Below are 18021 nucleotides of genomic sequence, written 5' to 3'. Positions count from 1 at the left end.
ATCTATTTCTCACTTTCGTTTTGAATACAACTTAATGTAAGTCTTGGGCATCATGAAGGCCAAAATAATTGCAATGACGTACTTTTTGCTCAATTCACTTAAAGCTGACGCATTAATTAGGGGCCGCAGGATCAACCGCTGCGATTGAGCGTCCCAACTAGGATTATTCAAAATATTTCGATGAACGTAAAACAAGTCAATTCGCGACTTAAAGCTTCTGAAGTATCTCACCAATTCGGGGTGATTTGCAATTAATTTATCGACCTTATCAATGTACTCATTACACTTCTTAAGCAACTCAGGATCATATGTATTCGTGGTTGATCCCTCATGCTTATTCAACAGATACATTGGTTGATTGATGTAACCAATCTGTTCCCAATTAATTGACAACAGGTACTGCAGTACAAACAAACTGTCCTCAAAAAAGTTTTTGTTGCTCATCTTAATCTGATTTTTATCAATAATGGCTTTAACAAAAATCTTATTCCAAAGTCCAACGTCCATTTCCTGATTTTTAGTCAGGTAGTCTCCAAGCAACTGTGCGTCACTAGTGGCGGATTCCATTACAGAATGATCCTCAACCTCGACCCGACCGTTCGGAAATTTTTTCTCGATTCCGGCAATCACTAGTTGCATGTCTTGAATTTTCTCACCCATGGCCTGAATGTATCCAGGTAAATATTCGTCATCATCATCAGAAAACATGATGTATTTGCCCGTCGCGTGCTTAAGCCCCTTATTTCTGGCTTCAGCCTGATACTGATGGTCGGTATAAAAAAGATGGATGCTCTCATGATGGAGCATCCGTGACTTGATAATATTTACAGTGTCGTCGGAGGATCCATCATCAATAACTAAAAGTTCAAAGCTAAAATCGGTTTCCTGATTGAAAATCGAATCAATCGCGTTCCCAATTGATTTTTCCGAATTAAAGCTTGGCATGATGATACTAATGTCATAGTCAGTCATTAACGACTCCTCTTTCTAGTAGTGTGTTTCGTCTTTTCCGACGTTACTGGAGAACTTCCGTTTTACAAAGCCCCACGCCTTTTTCACCAGGTGCCGGTCACCGATCTGAATCCAGTTACACTCGGTGTACTTAATGTGGTTCTTCTTAATCCAAACGTCCATCAAGACCTCAGATAGATAACCAAAGACCCGGGCTTCTTGAACCGAATAGTTTGAGATATCGATTCGTTTTTCGACGTTAAACAAAATGTTAAAGAGCCACTCACAATAGTCGTCAAAGTAGTTTGTTTTCATGATAAACATGTTGAACATGTGGGCTGAACGACTGTGCATGACATGGTCAAAACTGGCTAAATAATCAGGATCGATTTCTGAAATGACCTTACGAGTCTCCTCTAATGGCTCTTTGTAGTGAGAGTGGACATAATGCGAATAAATGGTTTCAACGACGTAGTAACGTTTTCGTGGCAACACAACCGGAGCCTTTTCTAGCATCTTTTCGGCCTGCTCCTTAGTAAGTACCTTATCAAGCGAACGCTTAAGGTACTTACTGAAAAGACGACGATAGTGAACTAATCCAATCGCGTCAACGTCATGTAAGTTCTTCCATGCCCAGTAAATGGCAGTTAATTCATTGTAATTGGGATTTTTGGCCGAGATGTTTTCACCCTGATTATCCAGTTGAAAACCCCTTTGGCCCTTGTAATTTTTGTCAGCACCAACTAAAACCGGTCGGTACAAATCATGATCTTTTGGCATCGGCGCGTCTTTATGGGACGCTACCAAAATCGCAATTTTCATCCTTTAACCTCTTTAATAAGCAGCATTTGGCACTACCATAATCTGAACCGTCTTGCATATGATCTTCAGATCAAACCAGAAGCCACTGTTCATAATGTAGACGATGTCTAAATAAACCATGTCATCAAAACCGACGTTGTTTCGTCCCGTCACCTGCCATAGACCAGTACAGCCAGGCTTGACTAACAGTCTTTGGCGGTCATATTCCGTGTATTCGGCAACTTCTTTTGGAAGCGGTGGACGTGGTCCAACAAGTGACATTTCACCAATTAAGACGTTCACTAACTGGGGCAGTTCATCCAAACTATATTTTCGAATGAAACGTCCGACCTTGGTGACGCGGGGGTCATCCTTCATCTTAAACATGGCCCCGTCCACTTCATTAAATTTTTTAAGTTCAGCTAATTTTTTGTCAGCGTTAGGGATCATCGACCGAAACTTATACATGTTGAAGACGTCCCCGTTACAACCAACTCGTTCTTGCGTGTAAAAAACCTTACCGTGCGACCCATCACACTTGATTAAGATGCTAAGCACTAAGAATAAGGGACTTAATAAGATAAGCCCAATTAGACTGGCAGTGATGTCAAATATTCTTTTACACGTAAAGTAGACTGGGCGATCCTGGACTTTTTTGGGATCAAGCCAGATCGTCTTTCTCTTTATGTTCTCTTCCATTCATCATGACTCCCTCATACTTAGTTCTAATTACCCTTTACGCTAAAATGTTCTCCTCATAAACTTAGGAGAACATCTCGTTGCTATTTAAATCTAGTGATAAGCTGCGGTTCCAGTCTTGGCGGCAGGCAACCCTAGATTCTTCCGAATGAAGTTGGTAGTCTGTTGCAGTTGACTTTCCGTTGGAACTTGCATTGCCGAGTTCTCAATCATCTGGTTCTCACCCTGGAGATGATTATCAACAAAGTCACCATGTTCACGGTAACTAGTAGCAAGTTTCGTCAAATCACTTGAGTCCAAATCAGTCTGACTGGACTTGGCAATTGAACTAATGAAGTCGTTGTTCATTAGATGGGAGACTGAACCACCCTTGGCCGCAATCGCTTGAAGAACTTGACGTTGACGCATCGTTCTTCCGTAGTCTCCAGCTGGGTCAGAGTATCTCATTCGAGAGTAAGCCAAGGCTTCTTTTCCATCCATCTTAGTTGGTTGACCCTTCTTAAAGGTATAGCCTTCATAGCTAAAGGACAACGTTGGTGTGATAGTAACTCCGCCAACTTGGTCAACGATTTCTTTTAAGCCACCCATATTAATGAGGACATAGAAATCAATTGGGACGTTTAGCAGTTTCTCAACGGTCTGAATGGCAGTCCCAGCACTTCCATAGGTGTATGCAGCGTTGATCTTAGATGGTGAATACTGTGGATAGCCAGGAATGTTAACGGCAGTATCACGAGGGATACTGGTAAGTGTCATCTTCTTGGTCTCCGGATTAAGGGTAGCAACCATTAAAGTATCGGTTCTACCCTTATAATTACGGTCAAGTGCACCAGTATCAGTTCCAAGTAAGAGAATTGAGATTGGTTTCTTGTGATTTAACAGCGCGTCAGTATCTCGTTGTTTCTTGATCCCTGCACTCTTGTAAGCTTTGTTAATTTCATTTGATGCAGATTTATACTTGTAAGCACCATACCCTAAAAACGCTAAAACAATCGCTACGATCACGATTACAACTAGAATAATGATGTTACGAGTCTTATGAGATTTCTTCTCCATGTGACGGCTTCTCATATTATTTCTCCTTAGAATAAAATCGATTTTGAATTAATCATAGTGTAATAATATCATAAGCTGCTAACGATGAAAACTTTATACGGCGATAAGTTACCTTTTGTTACCATTATTTAAACTATATTATGTTAAAATTTGGGCGAAAAAAAGACTGAGGTGAACTAAGTTGGCTACATACTTTAATAAAATGACACGCAACGGGTACAAGCAGATTCAAGATGAAATCAAAAAGCTGCAAAAAAATCGTCCGGGCAAAATTCAAGCCTTACACGATGCCGCTGCTCTGGGTGACCGTTCTGAAAACGCGGAGTACAGCACGTCTAAAAGAGAACTCCACCACTTAGAGAATCGCTTGCGCTACTTTAAGAAGCAAGAACAGTACGCTGAGGTGGTAAAAAAACCAAGTGACGACCAAGTTGGCATTGGTAGTACGGTTCGGGTGAAATTTTTAGAGGATGGCGATTCTGATTCCTACATTATTGTAGGAAAACAGGAAGCTGAATTTTCTAAGTTAGATGAAAATAAGATTTTTTATAATTCTCCGCTGGGAAAATCATTACTAGGTCATCATGTTAATGAAATAATTTCGGTAAAAGCTCCTGAAGTAAACTATAAATTAAAAATCTTGCAAATCGGCACCAGCCTAGGAAAATAGTTTGACCAACGTTGACCAAACCCGGTAGATATGAGCAAATTACTATGCATTCGATTCAAAACTGGTATAATTAGAATTGGAACTTGAGATATGTTCCTATTATTTATCTTACGTAGTTATAAACTCACCAAGTGGTGAAAATAGGAAAGAGGGAAATTGCACATGGCAGACAATTTTGGAAATGATCCATTCGGAAACGGAATGGACGATTTATTTAATAGTCTAATGAATGGAGGAATGGGTCAAAACCCTAATGCTCGTTATGTTGTTAACGGTCACGAACTTACTCCTGAAGAAGTTGAAGCAATGAGAAAATCAGGTCAAATTCCTGGTCGACGTGGTAGAAACGGCGGAGGCAACAACGCCAAGCAACAAAAGAAAGCTGAAAGTTACTTGGATAAAGTTGGTCGAAACCTAACTGATGAAGCTAAACAAGGTTTACTTGACCCAGTTATTGGACGTGACAAAGAAATCCAAGAAACCGCTGAAATTTTGAGTCGTCGTATCAAAAACAACCCTATTTTAGTCGGTGACGCTGGTGTTGGTAAGACTGCCATCGTTGAAGGTTTAGCTCAAAAGATCGTTAAGGGTGATGTCCCTGGCGCAATCAAAGACAAGCAAATCATTTCAATCGATTTATCTTCTCTTGAAGCCGGTACCCAGTACCGTGGTTCATACGAAGAAAACATTCAAAAGTTAATCAAAGAAGTTGAAGAACGTAAAAACGTTATCCTATTCTTTGATGAAATTCATCAAATCGTTGGCGCCGGTGCTTCTGGTGATGAATCAGGAAGCAAAGGTTTAGCCGACATGATTAAACCCGCTTTGAGTCGTGGTGAGATTTCAGTAATCGGTGCTACTACTCAAGACGAATACAGAAACACCATCATGAAAGACTCTGCTCTTGCACGTCGTTTCAATGATGTTACCGTTGACGCCCCAAGTAAGGCTACTACCCTTGAAATCTTGAAGGGCATCAAGAAGGCTTACGAAGATCATCACCAAGTTACTTTACCTGACGATGTTCTAAAAGCTGCCGTTGACTACTCAGTTCAATATATCCCTCAACGTTCATTACCTGACAAGGCAATTGACCTGATCGATATGACCGCTGCTCACTTGGCCGCAAAGCACCCTGTTACTGACAAGGTTACCCTTGAAAGTGAATTAAAGGATGCTAAGAAGGAAAAAGAAGACGCAGCTAAAGCTGAAAAGTATGAAGATGCAGCTAAAGCTAAGACTAAGATCGAAGATATCGAAAAGAAACTCAAGAGTGACGACACTAACACTGACCGTCCTGTTGCAAAGGTATCTGACATTGCCGACTCAGTTGAAAGATTAACTGGTATTCCAGTTTCACAAATGAGTGCTAACGACCTTGAAAGATTGAAAGGCATGGACACTCGACTTAAGGGCCGTGTCATTGGCCAAGACCAAGCTGTTGACCTAGTTGTTAACGCTATCCGTAGAAACCGTGCCGGATTTGACGAAGGTAACCGTCCAATCGGTTCATTCTTATTCGTTGGACCTACTGGTGTTGGTAAGACTGAATTAGTTAAGCAATTGGCCAAAGACATGTTCAACGATGAAAACTCAATCATCAGACTTGATATGTCAGAATACCAAGATGTAACTGCTGTATCCAAGATGATTGGTACTTCAGCTGGTTATGTTGGTTACGGTGACAATGGTAATACCCTTACTGAACAAGTAAGAAGAAACCCATACTCAATCGTATTGCTTGATGAAATTGAAAAGGCTAACCCACAAGTAATTACCCTATTACTTCAAGTTATGGATGATGGTCGTTTGACTGATGGTCAAGGTAACGTGGTCGACTTTAAGAACACTGTTATCATCGCTACTTCAAATGCCGGATTCGGAAACGATTCAATGAGCAAGAACAACAAGAAGGACATGTCAATCATGGACCGTTTGGCTCCATACTTCAGACCTGAATTCTTGAACCGATTCAATGCCATTGTTGAATTCTCACACTTGACTAAGGATGACTTAAGCAAGATCGTTGACCTGATGATCGGTAACTTAAACGACACCTTAGCTCAAAAGGGCATGGAACTTTACGTAACTCCAGATGCTAAGAAATGGTTGATGGACCAAGGTTACGATGAAGCCATGGGTGCTCGTCCATTACGTCGAGTAATCGAACAACAATTAAGAGATAAGATTGCGATGTACTACTTAGATCACCAAGATGTAAAACACCTCAAGGCTGATCTTAGAAAAGACACCATCGAAATCACTAAGAATACTGACAAGACTAAACTTGCTAGTGGTGACTAATTAAGTTAGTTGCATTTTTAAAAACATCTACCAGTTCTGGTAGATGTTTTTTTGTGCCCAAAATCTTTTTCTTAAGATTTGCTGAAACCCGTATACAGTGCGGCTTTTGCGTGCTAGACTTGCTATTATACAAACTAATAATTAGGGATCCAATAATATGAATAATAATACAACAAAACGTCGGTTTATTACCGGCTTCACCGGCTTACGGGCACTTGCCGTTATCTGTGTCATCTTATATCACCTGTCACCTAGTGTATTTACCGGAGGATACCTAGGGGTTCCGGTGTTTTTGACGTTGTCAGGATATTTGGTTACCGATCATCTGATTACCGAGTACCATGAAACGAACCATTTCCGCTACGGCTACTTTTGGTCAAAACGATTAAAGCGGCTGTATCCCACCCTCATTACGATGTTATTTGCGACAGCTGCATACATAACATTGTTTCAACGTAATCTACTCGCAAATCTATGGCAAAGCGTCGTATCTAACTTAGCTTACGTATATAACTGGTGGGAGATCATGAATGGTCAATCATACTTCCAGAACTTTGCCGGAAGTGCTTCTCCATTTACCCACCTTTGGACCCTTGCAATTGAAGGTCAATTCTACCTAATTTGGCCCCTCATTGCCTACTTCTTACTTAAGAAATTTCACGGAAACAAACATTCCATCTTCTACACCGCTATTCTACTATCAGTCCTTTCAGTCATTTTAATGGCCGTTCTGTACCATCCTGGTAGTGATCCTAGTCGGGTTTACTACGGGACTGATACCCGGATGTTCTCAATTCTTTTTGGCGCTGCCCTCGCCGTCTTTTGGCCAAGTACCCAGAAACGCGATAATGACAACCAAAAGTCATTTCTACTGGACGTCTTTGGTCTAATTGGAATGGTGGGAATGGGTTGGATCATCATTACCACCGGTTCACAATCACCGTTTTTGTATCGTGGTGGCATGGCACTATTCTCAGTCTTCACCGTGATGACCATGATGGCGGTTGTTCATCCTAATAGTCACTGGAACCGTATCCTAACCAACAAGTTATTTGATTGGATTGGTTCTAGAAGTTATGAAATCTATGTTTACCAGTTCCCCGTTTTTGTCTTCTTTACCGACAAATTCAAGGACGTGGCCGATCATCAATGGTTGTATGCAATTATCGAAATTGCGATTATCATCGTCATTTCTGAATTATCGTACCGTTTCATCGAGGTCCCCCTCGCCAAATACGATTACCACAGCGTCCCAGAATTCTTTAAGACCCTCTTCAACGTTTACAAGATGAGTCTTGACCAGGTTAAGGATTGGATTACCTCGTGCTTTAAGCATCACATGGTCCTAAAGGTTTTAGCAATCATTGTCCTAACCGTTGGTACGGTTGGCATCTTCCAATCAACCACGGTTAATCCAAAGGCTGCAAATCACACGCAACTGGCTAACCGAATTCAAAAGAACTCTAAGGCCCAGGATAAACATAACGAAAAACTAGCCAAAGAAATCAAATCCGGTAAAAAATCCAAAAACACGAAGGTCAATAAGAAGCTGGAAAAAGACGGATTAACCAAGCAACAGTTACAGGAAGCGCAGAACCTTTCTGGAAGTGCGATCGGTGACTCAGTTATGCTGTCTGGACGCGATAATCTCCAAAAGATCTTTCCAAAACTGTACATTGACGCTGCTACTTCGCGTCACCCTCAAGATGGAGTTGCCATCATGAAGAGTATGCAACAACAAGGTTTGTTGGGTAAAAACGTCATTATCGGCCTTGGAACTAACGGTGACATCAGTGACGAGACGATGAAGCAATATATGGAGATTGCGGGAAAGAATCGGCACGTCTTCTGGATTAATACTTACGTTCCGACCCAGCCATGGCAGAATCAAGTTAACTCATTTCTAAATAAGGCTCAGAAGAAGTATAAGAACCTGTATGTGATTGACTGGTATGATTATGCCAAGTCGCATCCACAGTACCTCTATCAGGATCAGACGCACCCTAACGTGCAAGGAACCCCGAAGTATGCTTCCTTCATTGCCCAAAACGTTTTAAAACACGCTGAAAAATAATTAATAAACCAACCGTTTAAGGGTTGGTTTATTTTTTTCGAAAGAATAGACGTGGCCCAGATTTTCTTATAAGATATAGCTATAACATTTGGAGGAGTCTTTTATCATCGTAGAATTCATTAAAGAACATCGCATGGACATTTTAAAATACCTTGGCATTGTCATCGCCGTCCTCTTCTTTTACATCCTATTCATGGATTACTGGCCAGAGATTAAGATGATGTTCAATCCCGCTACTCGTGGCACCGCGATTCAAGAAATCCGTGACCACGGTCTTATTGATGCTGTCTTATTGATCTTCTTGTTGTACATCTTGACCATGATTCCAGGAGCACCAGTTGCAGTTGTCGGCGTTATCACGGGGATTTGTTTTGGCAAATGGATTGGCATTATCATCAACGTGATTGGGCTTTCGGCCGGTAACTTTGGGACGACTAAGATTGTTTCATCATTTAAAGGGATCGCCAAAAAATACGAAAATAACAAGTACGCCAAACACTTTAAACACCTAAAACATCCCCTCCTCGGTCTGATCATCGGCTATTCGATTCCCCTCATTCCAACGTTTCTGGTCAGTTTTCAGGCCAACCAGGATAAGAAGCGGTTTCCAGACAAGAAAGTGAAGATTGCGACGATTTTGGGAAGCATTCCCATCTCAGTCATTTACTCGCTTGGTGGTGACACGATTCTGCAAGGGAGTTTTAAGAAGCTGATGGTGTTAATCGGTATCATCGTCGTTTTTGCCCTCGTGGTGTTCTTTTTAATTAAGCGACTGGTAACCGATAAACTCTAATCAAGGTACCCGTTTCAAATTGTTTTTAAAAATGGTAATATAGTAGAGTATAGTAACAATTTATTAATGGAGGTTTTACCATGGCTAAGCATGACAAAAAGGATCAAATTAAAAACTTGCTTGACTTGGAATCCGATAACGGTCCAGTTTTAACAATCACTGTACCCTTGGATCCTAAGGAAGACAATACTCGTAGAGACAACACCCAAATCAACAGTTTGGTTGACACTGCTAAAAAAGCATTTCAAAAGCAATACAAACCAGAACTTTGGAACGCCTACGATTTTCAAATTAAGAACTACTTAAAGACTTTACAACCAAAGGCAACTATCGCTAAGGGTATCATCATGTACGTAACTAACGATTCCATCGAAGTTGCTCAATTGAACTACGCTCCACAAACAGCATTCTCATTCTCAGACAAATTGCAAATCTTACCAATCGTAAGACAATACCAATTCGTTCCTGATTTTGACATGTTGTTCTTACAACGTGATGACTTCAAAGTGTTTCACGTTAACGACTTGAGCGTTGTTGATGACGATACCGACACTCCAGATCCATTTGACTCAGACAAAACCGAGACTGAGACCCAAGACGATCCTAGAAAGAACGGAGCTAAGTGGGACACTCACGAATACTACGAATTGGTTGACAAATATGTTCAAAAGCATGTTTCAAACAAAGACCACAATCCATTAGTAGTTGTTGCAAACGCCGAAGACGAAGGTCGTTTCAACCGTGCTACTCACAACCCATACGTAGTTGAAGACAAGCACGTTGAAATGGATGCTGCCGTTAAAAACGCTGGCGAAAACGTCCAAGAAGTTGCTCAAACCATTCACGATAACTTCGTCTCAGATGGTGAGAAGTCAATGAAGGACGTCTACGACAAAGCCGACGGTGCTAAAAAGACCACTGACGACTACGATGAAATCTTGAAGGCTGCCATTGACGACCGCATTGCTAACCTAATCATCCAACAAGATGCTTACGTTCAAAGTAAGGACAATGGTGAAGACATTGAAGTTAACGCCGAAGGTTCACGTCCATCTAATGAATTAAACTCATTAGCATTGACGGTTCTTGGCCTTGATGGTGACGTTACTGTATTGCCTGCTGACGATATGCCAACTGACAAGAAAGTTTCAGCTATCTTAAGATGGTAATTAAAAAAAGGGCTTGGTAATCAAGCTCTTTTTTTATGCGCAAATTTAACGTATTTTTAGCGCACTTATATTAAGGAAATTTAAATATGTCAATAGACGATCAGTTAAATCGGGAATTACCTCAAGCTTTAATAATTACAAATTATCAAAACAGTAAAACAGAACAGATTAATGAGTACAAAAAGTTATTAAAAAAAACACTTAACATAAAAGAAATAACAAAAATTAATCTTCATTTTTACAAATCAATAACCAATGAAAAAATCGCACTTAAATTATCACTTTTTAATGTCCATAATCATTTAACCGATAGGTCAGTTCTAACTTTGCCACAATTTAATTTATGTATACATGAAATGAAAAACATCAATAAACAAGCCGAAACCCTAATTAAAGAAAAAACTATCTACGGTTTAAAGGATCGGGCAGGCTTAGAACGAGTTTTAGGACAGATCAATCAATATTTATTTAATAAAGATCTCCACCCTACTATCATTGATAAAGCAACTTATATTTGGTATTCCATAGCTACTTACCAATTTTTTACAAATGGTAACAAGAGAACCGCCATGTTAGCTGCTCTCACTTTTCTTAGTAATAATTATTATACATTTGATATACATGATGACATGATTCTCTATAAAATTTCCGTTGCAATTGCTCAAAAAAGTTTGTCACAAACTGAATTAAAAGAATACATTACCTCCCATTGTTATTTAAACTTAGATTTAATGCAATCTACGCTTGGCGTTTGACAAAACTAAATTTATAAAATAACATACATCGAAAGTATAGATAGTGGTTTAAGAAAGGAGAAATTAACGTGAATATAACCGATAAAGAACTAAATCAATTATTCGATAAATTAATGGATCCCAAAAACCGTAAAAGAATTAACGAAGAAGCCAATAAAAAAGTAACAGATAACCCCAAGGTAATAAGGGCACTAAAGATGCTTTCTAAAATATAAAGTCCAATATAAAGTTAGATATTTATCCAAATTTATAATTTTAAAGATTCATACCGATATTCAATCGGCGTGAGTCTTTTTTCTTACTCGAAATTCGTTTGGTATTAATATATTCTTGAACCATTAATTTAACATAGTTAAAAACAATAATTTAGTTCGATTCAAACACTCTCGTTTTAAGAGATTAAAATAACTTTATGTGGGAACATTATCTGAAGTGCTCCCATAATTATCAGACATAATCTAATAATTATGGGTATTCATCTCGTATGAGGTTTCTTTTACTAGCACTCTTCAACATTAAGTGCTAAACTAAATGTGTTAAATAGTTAGCGCTTTCATTATTTTATACGTAAAATAATTGAAACTAATAATACTTTTATAAGGAGAATACAACATGTTTGATAAAGAAGAACTTAAAGGCACATTAATGAATGGACCAACTGTAGGTGCTCAATCATATAGTGATTTAAAGGAAAAAGATGAACCAAACATCAAATGGGCCAATTGGGGTAATAACATCCATGTTTGTTATTCTCATAGTCTTTCCAGAACACAAATGGAAAATAAGATAATTAGTGATAATGGATGGGAAAACAAGCTGATCCAAAAAAGTTAAACAAATTTTCACTTATGGAAGTAAATGTTGATGTAGGAAAATCTACTGAATTTAATGTCATCATTCTTATTAATGGTGATATTACACTTAATGACACACCACTTATAAATAACATAATTATAAAACAGATAAAATTAATTTAGACCGCACAAAAAGGCCTTGAACTCCACAGTTCAAGGCCTTTATTTTTACTTTTTTTCAAAGAAATCGTTCGCAATATCCTGATAAGCATTAATCGTATCGAGATAACTCGAAAGTGTCGTGTACTCGTTAATCTGGTGTGACGTGTTGTTCTTGTCAGGACCCAACAAGATGACTGCCATCTTGTCGTTTTCCTGAACGTAAACACTGGCATCAGTTGCCCCGTTATTTACGATTAACTCGGGCTTGCGATTCTGATAATCCTTTTTGGTAACCTCATAGGCATCCTGAACGAACTGATTATCCTTATCAGTCTCAATTGGATAGAAGTTATGAACCAACTTAAATTCCAGATGATAGGGGGTCTCATCATTAATTTTATCAACGGCTGTTTGAATCAATTCAATCACGTTGTCGTTATTAAATGAGGGCGTCGGGCGGACATTTCCAAGCAAACTAGCCGATCCAGGGATGATGTTGACCTGTTCTCCACCGTTAATGACTGTAATACTGTGCTGGACCTTGCCTAACACTGGATCAACCGGAAGGTCTTTAAACAGTTCGGGCTCAGCCTGAATGTATTTAACCAAACCAGTGATGGCGTTCAACCCTAAGTCAGGAGTCGAACTGTGCGCCGGTTTCCCGGTACTCGTGATCTGATAGTTCAAACTACCGGAGTGAGCGTAGGTGACATCCCCATCGGATGGCTCACCCACAATCATAGCGTCCACATCGTCAATGTACTTTGGTTCAATCTTATAGGCACCAGGAGCACCGAACTCTTCGCCAGAAGTCGCAATCAAACGAATCTCACCGTCAGGAACCTCGCCCTTATCAGCCAGTTCGCAGAGGGCAATTACTTCAGCGGCTAGCCCACTCTTCATGTCAGCGGCACCGCGACCATAGATTTTGTCACCCACGATTTCACCTTTAAAGGGATCGTGTTTCCAATTTTCCGGATGAGCAACTGCCACCGTGTCTTGATGTCCCTCTAAAGCCAGCACCTTATCAGATTCACCAGTTCCAAGTTCAGCAATCAGGTTGGAGCGGCCGTCGCCAAACGGAAAAATCTTACTGTCAATGCCATGCTTTTTCAGCAACTTTGACAAGTACTCTGAGATCTCAATTTCATTACCATTGACGGACTTAATCTGAATTAAATCCTGTAAAATTTTGATTTTCTCTGCTTTTTCCATTCTTAAACACCCTTCTTTAAATTCTTATTTGTTAACCTTGATCAGCGTGGTTAGCGAACTTGGCCCAGACATCACCAACGACTTGAATAATCAGAACCATGATGACAACTAAGATCGTTGCGACCAAGGTCGTGTCGTTTGCGAACCGGTTGTACCCGTATGAGATGGCCATGTTACCAAGACCACCAGCACCAATGGCACCAGCCATTGCGGTTAAACCAACTAAACTAATCAAAGTTACGGTTGATACTCGAATCAACTCTGAACGCGCTTCACTGAGGTACACGCCGAAAATTAAGTCCCAGTTCGTGGCCCCTAGTGATTCCGCCGACTCGATGATACCATGATCGACACTCTCAAGTGCGACTTGGACCTGCCGCGCATAGAACGGAAAGACCCCGACTGATAGAGGAACTAAAGCAGCCGTCGTCCCGATTTGGGTTCCAACAATCTTCTGCGTCACTGGCGCAATGAAGGCCAGCAAGATGATAAATGGAACGGCCCGGAACAGTGAAACGACTTTGTCGATGATCCAGAACAGTGGGTGACACGGCATAATCCCGTTATCCGCAAATATTACTAAACAAACTCCGAAAATGATCCCCGCAATGCCACCAAAGATTGCGGACCAAAACGTCATATAAATCGTCTGATTAACGGCTGTAATCCAGCCTTCTTCACCATTTAATCCCTGTGATACCACGTTAGGAAAATGAGTTGCAAACCAAGCTCCCATTATTCTGCCTCCTTCAATTCAGTCACCTTGATGTTTTGATCTCCAAGGTACTTGACCGCTGCCTCTTGGTCCTCTTGACTTCCAAGCAAGTCAACAATCAACGTTCCAACAACCTGCTCACCGAGTTTTTCGATATTACTGTAGATGATACTTGCCGAAATATGGAACTTCTCGTACAGGCTCACAATGATTGGATCGCTAATGTCATCAGAGAGATACGTCAACTGAACCAGATTTCGTTTATTAACGTCAATGTTCATCGACTTCAAGATTTCAAGCGCATTGAAACTGTTCCCGACAATCTTTCTCGTGGTTGGATTCTTTGAATCAACGAAGATGTCGAGCAGATTCCCAACGTCAACGACTTTTCCTTGACTCATGATGGCAACTTCCTGACAAATCCGTTTGATGGCTTCCATCTCATGGGTAATCAAGATAATCGTTAAGCCGTACTTCTCGTTTAGTTCCTTTAGTAAATCCAGGATTTGATCGGTGTTCTTGGGGTCGAGTGCGGAAGTAGCTTCATCAGAAATCAAAATCTTGGGATCGTTTGCGAGCGCTCTAGCAATCGCTACTCGTTGTTGTTGACCACCAGAGAGTTGGGATGGATAGGCTTTTAGGTAGTCGCCTAACCCAACAATGTCAAGCATCTTCTTGGCCTTGGCTTCACGCTCTTTTTCCTTTAAACCACTGTGCTTCAATCCGAATTCAACGTTTCGTTGGACGTTTTGTTCCTCAAGTAAGTTGAAGTGTTGAAAAATCATCCCAATTTGACGACGCTCGTCACGTAACTCTTTCGTACTAATTGAAGAAACTTGGTCCCCTTCTTTTTTATAGAAGGTTTTCCCAAATACATCGACTTCTCCGTCGGTTGGTTTTTGAAGCAGGTTAATGGTTCGAACTAACGTTGATTTACCGGCACCGGAGTAGCCAGCAATTCCGAAGATTTCACCCTTGGGGATGCCAAGTGATACGTCTGAAACGGCGTGAATCACATTCTTTTTTTGTTTGAACGTAACTGAAACGTCCTTGAATTGAACAATATTATTACTCATTAGTTCCTCCTAAAATTTACGATTCCAAGCAGGAATTTCGGTGTTTCCATAATACTTCTTGACCAGTTGCTCGGTCTTCTTGGTCTGGAATGATTTTACAACGTCTTTGTAGTTCTTGTTGTTCTTTTGGTCCTTGTTAGCAGCAATCAAATTAATCCACTGTTTCGAATCATTGTTGAGTGGTTCGGTAAAAATCGTTTCCTTATCACCTAGGTGAGCGGGGACGGCGTAGGTGTTATTAATAACGGCACCATCAACACTGTTTAGTACTCGTGGGGTTTGTGATGCGTCAACTTCTTTGAAATTCAAGTGCTTGGGATTACTCTGAATGGCGTTTAATCCTAAAAAGCCCTTCTGGTTTTTCAAGGTGATGAGTCTCGCGTTCTTCAGTAGGTAGAGCGAACGGCTCTCATTAGAAGTATCGTTTGGAACGGCAATCGTCCCACCAGCTGGAATGTCCTTAACGTTCTTGTACTTCTTTGAATAAAGTCTGATAGGAGCGATGTAGGTGTTACCAACGGAAACAATGTCAGAATGATTTTGCTTATTCCAATTATCTAAGAAGGCATAATGTTGAAATGAGTTCAAATCAATCTCGTGCTGAGTCAAAGCCTTGTTTGGTTGCGTGTAATCAGTGAAGTGGGTGAACTTAATGTTAACCCCATATTTCTTCTTAGCGGTCTCAGCGACGGACTTCCAAATCTCATCGTCTGATTTAGATCCACTCATTAACCCAACGTTAACGGTCTTCTTACTCTCAGCCGAGTGTCTGGCAAAACTAAACCAGCCTAACCCGACGATCACAACCACAATGACAATTCCAATAATCCACTTTGTACTTCTCTTCATGATGTCCACTTCCTAATTTCTATTTGATTGCTTAATCCATTAAATTAAATAAAAAAAGCATCCACCCTTTAATTAAAAAGGACGAATGCTTTCGTGTTACCACCTTAGTTTACAGCTACTCTTACAAATAACTGCCTCAAAGACTGCTCTAGTCGACGTCTGAACTAGAAGAGCCTTGCGATGATATCGGTAGCAACCCCGTCACTGGTTTGAAAATCTCGCCAGCAAATGATTAAAAGTCCATATTCCCCGAATGCATCTCATCTCTTCACACCAACCAGAGACTCTCTTCGAAAATTCAACGGGTACTCAGCTTTTCCATCTCGTTTATTTAATTTGTTGTAAGTATACTAATCCGTCGACCAATATCTGTCAATACTAATTTTAATTATTTTTTAAAGTTAGCAAGTGAGCCCATTGGGTCCCAAGGTTCTAGCATCTTAGGGGCCTGTTTTTGTTCCTCCAGTTGCTTGTCTGACATGTACTTCTTGTTGATAACGGTTTGGTAAACAAATTCGTTGAACCAGTCGTCACTCATAACAAAGTAACCCTTCTCACCGACTTTTTCACCCCAGCTGTTTTCAACCTTCCACTTGGTTGGTTGATCGTCAACTAGGTCAACGCCGGTAATAACCATGGCGTGCGTCATCATGCTTTCCTTGTAGTCAAGCCGATCACCCTTACTCATCTTTAAGTCAGTGCTAAAGAGGGCGTCCTTGTGGTACAAGTGCGTATCCATGATTCCCTTTTTTCTGTCGGAATCTTGGACAACGTCACAACCGAACCAAACGGCTTCACCGTTCTTTAGCTGTTTTACGGCTAAGTCTTTCAATTCATCGATTTTCAGGTTTAAATGCTTTACCTGTCTGCCACCAACGACGTTCCCTAACATTTCAATCGTGTAAGTCTTGTCAAAGGGCTTGTCACCGGTTGGCGAATTAATCAATGAAACGTAGTCTTCCAGGTTGATGTTGACGTATTTATCAAAGAACTCTTTCGGAGTCAGATCCTTGTCAATGTGGTACTTGTTGTCAGTGTCGCGATACTCGAAATCAAAGCGCTTCGTTGGGCGACCCAAAGAGTATGCCAAGATGCGGTAAACATCATTTAGCATCTCACTCTTAGTGGACTCAAGTTTTTCTTCCGTCGCACCGTCTTTCACCATCTTACGCAATTCTTCTGCGTCCCGCCGTAATTTCAGGTTTAAAGTCTGATTCAATTCGTCAGAGCGATTACTATTGTAAGTTTCGACCATGGTTGAACTTGGAACCACCCCATACTTTTCGATGATGGCACACAGCATGTCCCATTGGCCCCCGTCTTGTTGTGGGGTTTCCATTAAGAAGTCGATCTTGCGTGAACCTAATGGTTGATCAGCGGTGTTAATCACGTTTTCTAAGAAATAGTTGGACTTTTCAAACTTGTCCCAGAAGTTAACGTAGTTCTGCGATAACTCAAATTTTGGTGAAACCTTGTAGTTTTCGGCAATCTTAAAACGCATGGTGTTAAGTGCTGAAAACATCCAACATCTTCCACTTTGCTTCTGATCAGCAACGTGTTGTTCGGGAACTTCGACTGAGAAAACTCGTTTCATTTTTTCATCGGCCTTGTAATCAGCAGCACTGTTGTTAATTCCGTTATGAGAAACGGCTCGTTCTAAGATCAAACTATCGTCTTTGTCTTCATAACTTTTCTCGTACCATTCCAGGTCTTGCGGATTAATTGCTTTCTTATCCAAAATGATCACTCCTTAATATTTTTCTTGTCAGTATTGTATCACTTGTCATCGCGATTGAGACATTTTTAACTTGACCAATCCTAATCAAATCCCAATTTCATTCTTTAATCAAAAACTTGCATAACTAAATCCCATCACAAAGGGATTCTCATCCACTAAAAGTTACACAATCAAAAATGTGTATCATTTTCATTATTGAG

General features: G+C 40.4%; 17 protein-coding genes and 1 other annotated feature. Of the genes, 8 read left to right on the top strand and 9 right to left on the bottom strand.

Annotation, left to right across the window (positions count from 1 at the left end):
* Window positions 1–9: 9 nt before the first annotated feature.
* From AC6UDD_RS00505 to AC6UDD_RS00490, 4 genes are all read right to left on the bottom strand, one after another.
* Window positions 10–972 carry a glycosyltransferase family 2 protein gene (locus AC6UDD_RS00505; protein WP_500717432.1) on the bottom strand — a complete coding sequence of 321 codons (963 nt, stop codon included), beginning with the start codon at window positions 970–972 and terminating at the stop codon, window positions 10–12.
* 15 nt (window positions 973–987) lie between these two features.
* Complete coding sequence (locus tag AC6UDD_RS00500) at window positions 988–1773, bottom strand: DUF4422 domain-containing protein (protein ID WP_500717430.1); 786 nt, start codon at window positions 1771–1773, stop codon at window positions 988–990.
* A gap of 12 nt (window positions 1774–1785) precedes the next feature.
* Window positions 1786–2451 (bottom strand): sugar transferase, encoded by a 666-nt coding sequence (locus AC6UDD_RS00495; protein WP_500717428.1) that lies wholly within the window; start codon window positions 2449–2451, stop codon window positions 1786–1788.
* Window positions 2452–2544: 93 nt separating this feature from the next.
* A complete protein-coding gene (locus AC6UDD_RS00490) occupies window positions 2545–3522 on the bottom strand; it encodes an LCP family protein (protein ID WP_500717426.1) in 978 nt (325 codons plus the stop codon).
* Between the two features lie 166 nt (window positions 3523–3688).
* Here AC6UDD_RS00490 and greA point away from each other — a divergent pair, with 166 nt between their 5' ends.
* The 8 genes from greA to AC6UDD_RS00450 all read left to right on the top strand — a co-directional run bounded on the left by greA (window position 3689) and on the right by AC6UDD_RS00450 (window position 12106).
* Entirely contained in the window at window positions 3689–4177 is a 489-nt protein-coding gene (gene greA / locus AC6UDD_RS00485; protein ID WP_500717423.1) for a transcription elongation factor GreA, read from the top strand.
* Window positions 4178–4339: 162 nt separating this feature from the next.
* The gene (locus AC6UDD_RS00480) at window positions 4340–6481 is read left to right on the top strand and encodes an ATP-dependent Clp protease ATP-binding subunit (protein ID WP_500717419.1); all 2142 of its coding nucleotides are present in this window, start codon (window positions 4340–4342) and stop codon (window positions 6479–6481) included.
* A 157-nt stretch (window positions 6482–6638) separates the two neighbouring features.
* Complete coding sequence (locus AC6UDD_RS00475) at window positions 6639–8555, top strand: acyltransferase family protein (RefSeq protein ID WP_500717415.1); 1917 nt, start codon at window positions 6639–6641, stop codon at window positions 8553–8555.
* A gap of 133 nt (window positions 8556–8688) precedes the next feature.
* Window positions 8689–9348, top strand: a complete 660-nt coding sequence (locus tag AC6UDD_RS00470) for a TVP38/TMEM64 family protein (RefSeq protein ID WP_500717413.1) — start codon at window positions 8689–8691, stop codon at window positions 9346–9348.
* Between the two features lie 80 nt (window positions 9349–9428).
* Entirely contained in the window at window positions 9429–10517 is a 1089-nt protein-coding gene (locus AC6UDD_RS00465) for a baeRF3 domain-containing protein (RefSeq protein WP_500717411.1), read from the top strand.
* A gap of 86 nt (window positions 10518–10603) precedes the next feature.
* The gene (locus AC6UDD_RS00460; protein ID WP_500717409.1) at window positions 10604–11272 is read left to right on the top strand and encodes a type II toxin-antitoxin system death-on-curing family toxin; all 669 of its coding nucleotides are present in this window, start codon (window positions 10604–10606) and stop codon (window positions 11270–11272) included.
* A gap of 68 nt (window positions 11273–11340) precedes the next feature.
* Window positions 11341–11487 carry a hypothetical protein gene (locus AC6UDD_RS00455; protein WP_500717407.1) on the top strand — a complete coding sequence of 49 codons (147 nt, stop codon included), beginning with the start codon at window positions 11341–11343 and terminating at the stop codon, window positions 11485–11487.
* 397 nt (window positions 11488–11884) lie between these two features.
* Window positions 11885–12106: a hypothetical protein gene (locus AC6UDD_RS00450; protein ID WP_500717405.1), complete on the top strand. Its 222-nt coding sequence runs from the start codon at window positions 11885–11887 to the stop codon at window positions 12104–12106.
* Window positions 12107–12294: 188 nt separating this feature from the next.
* On the opposite strand, the gene AC6UDD_RS00445 is transcribed toward AC6UDD_RS00450, so the two are convergent.
* The 5 genes from AC6UDD_RS00445 to AC6UDD_RS00425 form a co-directional block, all read right to left on the bottom strand.
* Window positions 12295–13443 (bottom strand): ArgE/DapE family deacylase, encoded by a 1149-nt coding sequence (locus AC6UDD_RS00445; RefSeq protein WP_500717403.1) that lies wholly within the window; start codon window positions 13441–13443, stop codon window positions 12295–12297.
* 31 nt (window positions 13444–13474) lie between these two features.
* A complete protein-coding gene (locus AC6UDD_RS00440; RefSeq protein WP_010022396.1) occupies window positions 13475–14179 on the bottom strand; it encodes a methionine ABC transporter permease in 705 nt (234 codons plus the stop codon).
* The gene (locus AC6UDD_RS00435) at window positions 14179–15234 is read right to left on the bottom strand and encodes a methionine ABC transporter ATP-binding protein (protein ID WP_500717399.1); all 1056 of its coding nucleotides are present in this window, start codon (window positions 15232–15234) and stop codon (window positions 14179–14181) included. Before AC6UDD_RS00435 ends, AC6UDD_RS00440 begins: the two co-directional genes overlap by 1 nt.
* Window positions 15235–15243: 9 nt before the next feature.
* Entirely contained in the window at window positions 15244–16083 is an 840-nt protein-coding gene (locus AC6UDD_RS00430) for a MetQ/NlpA family ABC transporter substrate-binding protein (protein ID WP_500717396.1), read from the bottom strand.
* Between the two features lie 74 nt (window positions 16084–16157).
* Window positions 16158–16414, bottom strand: a binding site (T-box leader).
* A 57-nt stretch (window positions 16415–16471) separates the two neighbouring features.
* Entirely contained in the window at window positions 16472–17821 is a 1350-nt protein-coding gene (locus AC6UDD_RS00425) for a C1 family peptidase (protein ID WP_500717394.1), read from the bottom strand.
* Window positions 17822–18021 lie beyond the last annotated feature (200 nt).

This window comes from Fructilactobacillus sp. X2R1C3 (assembly GCF_059901425.1).
The sequence above is the reverse complement of the archived record's forward strand: the minus strand, read 5'-3'. Positions and strand labels throughout refer to the sequence as shown.

What these genes read in the sequence shown, in the direction of transcription:
- AC6UDD_RS00505 (WP_500717432.1), bottom strand. Translation starts at nt 972, where the DNA reads ATGACTGACTATGACATTAGTATCATCATGCCAAGCTTTAATTCGGAA.
- AC6UDD_RS00500 (WP_500717430.1), bottom strand. Translation starts at nt 1,773, where the DNA reads ATGAAAATTGCGATTTTGGTAGCGTCCCATAAAGACGCGCCGATGCCA.
- AC6UDD_RS00495 (WP_500717428.1), bottom strand. Translation starts at nt 2,451, where the DNA reads ATGGAAGAGAACATAAAGAGAAAGACGATCTGGCTTGATCCCAAAAAA.
- AC6UDD_RS00490 (WP_500717426.1), bottom strand. Translation starts at nt 3,522, where the DNA reads ATGAGAAGCCGTCACATGGAGAAGAAATCTCATAAGACTCGTAACATC.
- AC6UDD_RS00480 (WP_500717419.1), top strand. Translation starts at nt 4,340, where the DNA reads ATGGCAGACAATTTTGGAAATGATCCATTCGGAAACGGAATGGACGAT.
- AC6UDD_RS00475 (WP_500717415.1), top strand. Translation starts at nt 6,639, where the DNA reads ATGAATAATAATACAACAAAACGTCGGTTTATTACCGGCTTCACCGGC.
- AC6UDD_RS00470 (WP_500717413.1), top strand. Translation starts at nt 8,689, where the DNA reads ATGGACATTTTAAAATACCTTGGCATTGTCATCGCCGTCCTCTTCTTT.
- AC6UDD_RS00465 (WP_500717411.1), top strand. Translation starts at nt 9,429, where the DNA reads ATGGCTAAGCATGACAAAAAGGATCAAATTAAAAACTTGCTTGACTTG.
- AC6UDD_RS00460 (WP_500717409.1), top strand. Translation starts at nt 10,604, where the DNA reads ATGTCAATAGACGATCAGTTAAATCGGGAATTACCTCAAGCTTTAATA.
- AC6UDD_RS00450 (WP_500717405.1), top strand. Translation starts at nt 11,885, where the DNA reads ATGTTTGATAAAGAAGAACTTAAAGGCACATTAATGAATGGACCAACT.
- AC6UDD_RS00445 (WP_500717403.1), bottom strand. Translation starts at nt 13,443, where the DNA reads ATGGAAAAAGCAGAGAAAATCAAAATTTTACAGGATTTAATTCAGATT.
- AC6UDD_RS00440 (WP_010022396.1), bottom strand. Translation starts at nt 14,179, where the DNA reads ATGGGAGCTTGGTTTGCAACTCATTTTCCTAACGTGGTATCACAGGGA.
- AC6UDD_RS00435 (WP_500717399.1), bottom strand. Translation starts at nt 15,234, where the DNA reads ATGAGTAATAATATTGTTCAATTCAAGGACGTTTCAGTTACGTTCAAA.
- AC6UDD_RS00430 (WP_500717396.1), bottom strand. Translation starts at nt 16,083, where the DNA reads ATGAAGAGAAGTACAAAGTGGATTATTGGAATTGTCATTGTGGTTGTG.